This window comes from Bifidobacterium sp. POST2/T3 (B1) (assembly GCF_058197115.1).
Window position 1 is genome coordinate 1 of record NZ_JBVPQK010000216.1, and the last position, 4,523, is coordinate 4,523.

Here is a 4,523-nt window from a genome sequence, read left to right on the forward strand (position 1 = left end):
TCCTTCTCGAATTGTGCCACCATGGCCTTGAACTGGTCGGCGGCCTCGAATTTGAACTGGAAGAAGTCCAGAGTGACCAGGCCTGAATCTGCGGAACCGCAGCCCGCCATTGCCACGACGGTCAACAGAGCCAGGAGTGAGGCGACTCCGTTGCGGACCCAGGCCGATATTCGACCAAGCCGGGATCCTTCCCTACTGCCGATATCCTTCATATTTGGCTCCTTTACCATCCGCACGGGCAACAATGACCTAGATGATTCTGCGGACCAGCATAGGGGACCGGGATATTTCATTCCCAGCCCCGGCGAGTTCCTTTCGTTAAGAAAGTAATTAGGATAGGCTGTTCAGTGTATGGGGTTTGTCCGTGAGGAGGCGCCGTGGCCGACAGAGACAACATGAGATCAAACCAACACGGGGATGATGACCGCTTAGGGGAAGCACGGCCATTCCCGGCCTGGTTCACGGCCTCCAAATACACCCACCGCATCGCCGTCGAGATCCTCCAGCACGGTCCGATCTCCAGAGTGGCTCTGGCGCGTCGATTCAACCTGACCCAGGGCGCAGTATCACGCATTACCAACGATCTGACCCACCGCGGGGTCATCAAAGAAGCAGGCACACTGCTGCAGACAGACAAGGACCCAGGAAGACAGGATGGCCGCAAGCATAGTTCCAGTAGCGTAGGCAGACCACAGCAGGCCCTGGTCATCCGCCGGGATGCCAAGACCTTCATTGGCATCAATCTTCACGGTGGCACTGCGCTGGCCACGGCGACGGACCTGACCTGCCGACCAGTCGGCCGGTCCCACAGTCATCACATTCGACAACGAGACCCGGACCAGGTCGTAAGGATGCTGTCAAACCTTACGCAGGATTGCATGTGCGAGATCAACCAGGCCGGACTGCCCAGCCCCTCCGGCCTGGCCATCTCCCTGGGTGGACGAGCGGAGGGAGACAGGGTCGTCACCTATGCCCCCTTCTTGCATTGGAGCGAACCCGTTAATCTTGCAAGCGAGATGGAGAACACATGTGATCTGCCTTGTCTGGTCTTCAATGATCTCGATGCCCTGGCCCTGTACGAAGGATGGTTTGGCGAGGGCATCGGGCTGGACCGGTTCGCTCTGATCACCATGGGATCCGGCATTGGCTATGCCTTAAGCGAGCGCGGCATGCCCGTTTCCTCGCCGGATGAGGGTTTTGGGCTGATCGGCCATCAGCTGGTGGATCCGGATGGGCCGGTCTGCTATCTGGGCCATCGTGGCTGCGCCCAGTGCCTGACTACAGGTTCCCTGGCTGAACAGTACTCGCATGCCATCGGGCAAGCCGCCGGCTTTGACAAGTTGGTCAAAGACCTGGAGGAGGACATGCCGCAGGCGGAGACCCTTCTCAATCTGACCGGTTATCGGCTAGGGGTGTTGATCGCCCTGGTGGCCAACGTGGCCCTGCCCGACAAGGTTCTGGTGGGTGGAGAGACCTCCTATCTGATGAAGAGATGCATCGAATCCGTACGCAAGGGCACGGCCTCATTCCGTCATAGCCAGATGGTCGAGGTCCCCGTGAAGATCATCGACGGCGACTGGCTCCGTTGGGCCCAAGCCCCCGCAGCCAGAGCAATCGCCCGGTATCTGCAGGGTCCCGAAGAGGCCGATAAGCCCGAATGAATCGGGAAACGGCTCGACGGATTCAGATACGGCTCGCCTCAAAGATCACTGCCTCCGCCGGGTGAATGACCGGCGGCCGGATTCCTTGAGCGCCCAAGGCCGCACCCGGGAGGACCGCCCCTTGGGGACGCCACCAGGCCAGAGGGCTTTGTCCGTTGCCAATCCGATCCAGGTCACGGCAGACATCCAAGGGCCTGATCCGGTAATCAGCACTGGGGTCCAGGCCGGGAAGCGCCAGGGGCTGCGGGGGGTAATTGGCCGAAGAAGTCAACTGGGTGAAGCGGTAGAGCGCCTGCGAGCCGTCGGCAGAGACCACCCCGTCCAAGCGGACTGCCGGGTCGGGTACGTCGCCATGTACCACATGACCGGTGTGCAGCATATGCCTCCACTGCTTATAAAGATTGATCCATTGCCTCAACTCATCCAGCTGATCCTGAGGCACAGCAAGCAAGTTCCATTCCACGCCCATATGGCCGAAGAAAGCCATGGCCGCACGCAGACCGAGCGAGGTGGTACGGCCGGTGGAGTGGGCCGGGGAATCACCCACATGTTCACCCATCATCTCCGGCGGCAGCAGCAGGGATGTGTACCGCTGGATGTCGGCCCGCTCGACCGGATCCACGCAGTCCGAGACCCAGACCCTGTCGGCATATTCCAATACGCCCAGATCGATACGGGCGCCCCCTGAAGCGCAGGACTCAATCTCCAAACCGGGATGCCTGGTTTTCAGGCCGCGCATGATTCCATAGACCGCCTCGGTCTGCGCATGCACGGCAGGACGTCCCGACCGGGGAGAGCAGGCCTCGGTCACATAGCGATTGTGATCCCACTTGATGTAGTCGATGCCCATAAGCGCAATGAGTGAGTCCATTGCCTCGAACACATAGGCATAGGCATCGGGGTTGGTCAGATCCATGACCTGCTGGTTGCGGCCCGCTACAGGCAACCGGGAAGCCCCGGGGGACATGACCCAGTCGGGATGATCGCGAAAGACATTTGAGTCCGGACAGATCATTTCGGGTTCGAACCAGAGGCCGAATTCCATTCCCAACTGATGCACCCTTGCGGCCAGGGCTTCCAGGCTCTTAGGCCCTTCAGGCCATACCTGCCGGTCGATGGACCAGTCCCCCAGCCCGGACTCATCCGAACGCCTGCCCTGGAACCATCCATCATCAACGACAAAGCGCTCCACACCTATACGGGCGGCCTGGTCGGCCAGGGCAGCCAGCTTGTCATAGGACTGGTCGAAGTAGACCGCCTCCCAGGTGTTCAGCGTTACGGGCCTGGGACGTGAGGCCAAGCCAGGATGCAGGGACCGCAGGAAAGCATGGTACCTGTGGGCCGCCTGGTCCAGACCTTTGCCCCGGGAACCATAGAGCCAGGGCGTCGAATATGCCTGCCGGCCGGAATGACCGTCAGCAGGAGGAAGCGTAACCTCCCCGGCCATCAGAATCTCGCCGCCGCCCAGCAATGCGGGAGCTGAAGGAATCCGCTCGGCGCTGAGCAGACCATTACCGCTCCAGCCCAGGTGGACCGCGTATACCTCATCATGCTCGAATCCGAACCCGGGTCGGCCCGCACACATGACTAGGGAGGAATCAAAATCCGGCCGGCCCACCAGGCTTGGACGCTCCAGAAGGCCTACGGTCAAGGGCTGGCGTTGCGGGCTGCGCTCGCGCAGGTGATGACCGGTGGTGGTCAGGATCTCGGTTGCCTCAGCCGGCAAGGGAAAAGCCAGCTCCAAGCCATTGACATCCAGATCTCTGGCCGTATCCAGGTTGAGCAGGTCTGCACGCTGTCTGACGAGACCGGACGAGAGCACTTGGCAATGCCAAGTCAGCCCCACGCCCTGGTCCCGGTCGCAGGCCTGAACCTTCAGCGTCGGAACAGCGGAGTCGTCAGGCCGAATCGGTTCTGTACCCAGATCGACCGATTCCACCTGGAAGCAGCAAAAGACCTCAACACCGCCGCGGCTGATGCGCAGTCGGTGTTGTCCGGTCCACGCCTCGGACTGGGTCGGAAGGATGCTGGGCCAGGCCGTCAGGTCCAGTCCTCCTGAGACCCGCTGCGGGGCCAGAGCGTCGTAGGTTCCCAGAAGGGCCTGAGGATCGGCCACCGGATCGCCCCAGTGAACTATTCGTGGCAGACCCTTCCCCGGCAAAAGGACAGCAAGGGACAGCCCGGACTGCTCCATGTAAACCAACCTGAGAGAGATCCCCAGATTCGATTTGCCTTGATAAGACCCCATCCTTGGGCCACCGCGATGATCCTCCATGACACCTCCGCCATAAGCCCGACGATGCCAGTCGCCGACACTGGATAATTAGGCTCCATGCTAGGGACCCACGGCTAACTTGTCTGGAGGGGCGTGTTTTTCTTACTTGGGAAAGTAATTCATGGAAATCAGCTCAGCGGCCTCTCGCATCACCCCTGATCGGCCTGCTCTTCGTGGTGGACACGGAAGGCCAGCTCGGCCAGATGGACGCCGTGGGTCAGGAACTCCTGGGTCCGGCAGACATAGTCATGCTCGCGGCCCAGGCGCGCCAGATAGCCGTTGATGTAATCCACCTCGGTCGGACGGCCCTTGGACATGTCCTGGTACATGGAGGGGTAGTGGAGCGGGTTGCCCACGCGGCTGACGTAATCCACCTCGTCCAGGGTCTCCTGACGTGTCTGAATCAGCTGCTTGCCGGCCCGCTCGCAGGCGTCATAAGCCTCGTCGATCAGCTGGCGGGACATATCCTTGGCGCCCGGGTAGGAGATGAACTGGCCCATGGTGATCTGATACATGGTGCAGATGGTGTTGACCACCGAGTTGAAGATGATCTTGGCCAGGCAGGTGCCCTCGAAGTTCTCGGTCAG

Annotated in this window: 3 protein-coding genes and 1 pseudogene; 1 reads left to right on the plus strand and 3 read right to left on the minus strand. The window is 60.9% G+C overall.

Going from position 1 to position 4,523, the window contains the following annotated elements; translation table 11 throughout:
* Positions 1 to 212, minus strand: a pseudogene (locus AC0AP0_RS09265) (carbohydrate ABC transporter substrate-binding protein); the annotation flags it as partial.
* Positions 213 to 377: 165 nt separating this feature from the next.
* On the opposite strand from AC0AP0_RS09265, the gene AC0AP0_RS09270 reads away from it, so the two are divergent.
* Positions 378 to 1,661 (plus strand): ROK family transcriptional regulator, encoded by a 1,284-nt coding sequence (locus AC0AP0_RS09270; protein WP_490430256.1) that lies wholly within the window; start codon positions 378 to 380, stop codon positions 1,659 to 1,661.
* Between the two features lie 22 nt (positions 1,662 to 1,683).
* Here the strand turns inward: AC0AP0_RS09270 and AC0AP0_RS09275 are convergent, their stop codons facing one another.
* Together AC0AP0_RS09275 and AC0AP0_RS09280 are read right to left on the minus strand one after the other, a co-directional pair.
* A complete protein-coding gene (locus AC0AP0_RS09275; RefSeq protein WP_490430257.1) occupies positions 1,684 to 3,936 on the minus strand; it encodes an alpha-galactosidase in 2,253 nt (750 codons plus the stop codon).
* Positions 3,937 to 4,085: 149 nt separating this feature from the next.
* On the minus strand, positions 4,086 to 4,523 hold a 438-nt coding region (locus AC0AP0_RS09280), incomplete at its 5' end, for a ketopantoate reductase family protein (protein ID WP_490430258.1).

Excerpts from the sequence above, each read along its gene's own strand:
- AC0AP0_RS09275 (WP_490430257.1), bottom strand. The coding sequence starts at position 3,936 with ATGGAGGATCATCGCGGTGGCCCAAGGATGGGGTCTTATCAAGGCAAA.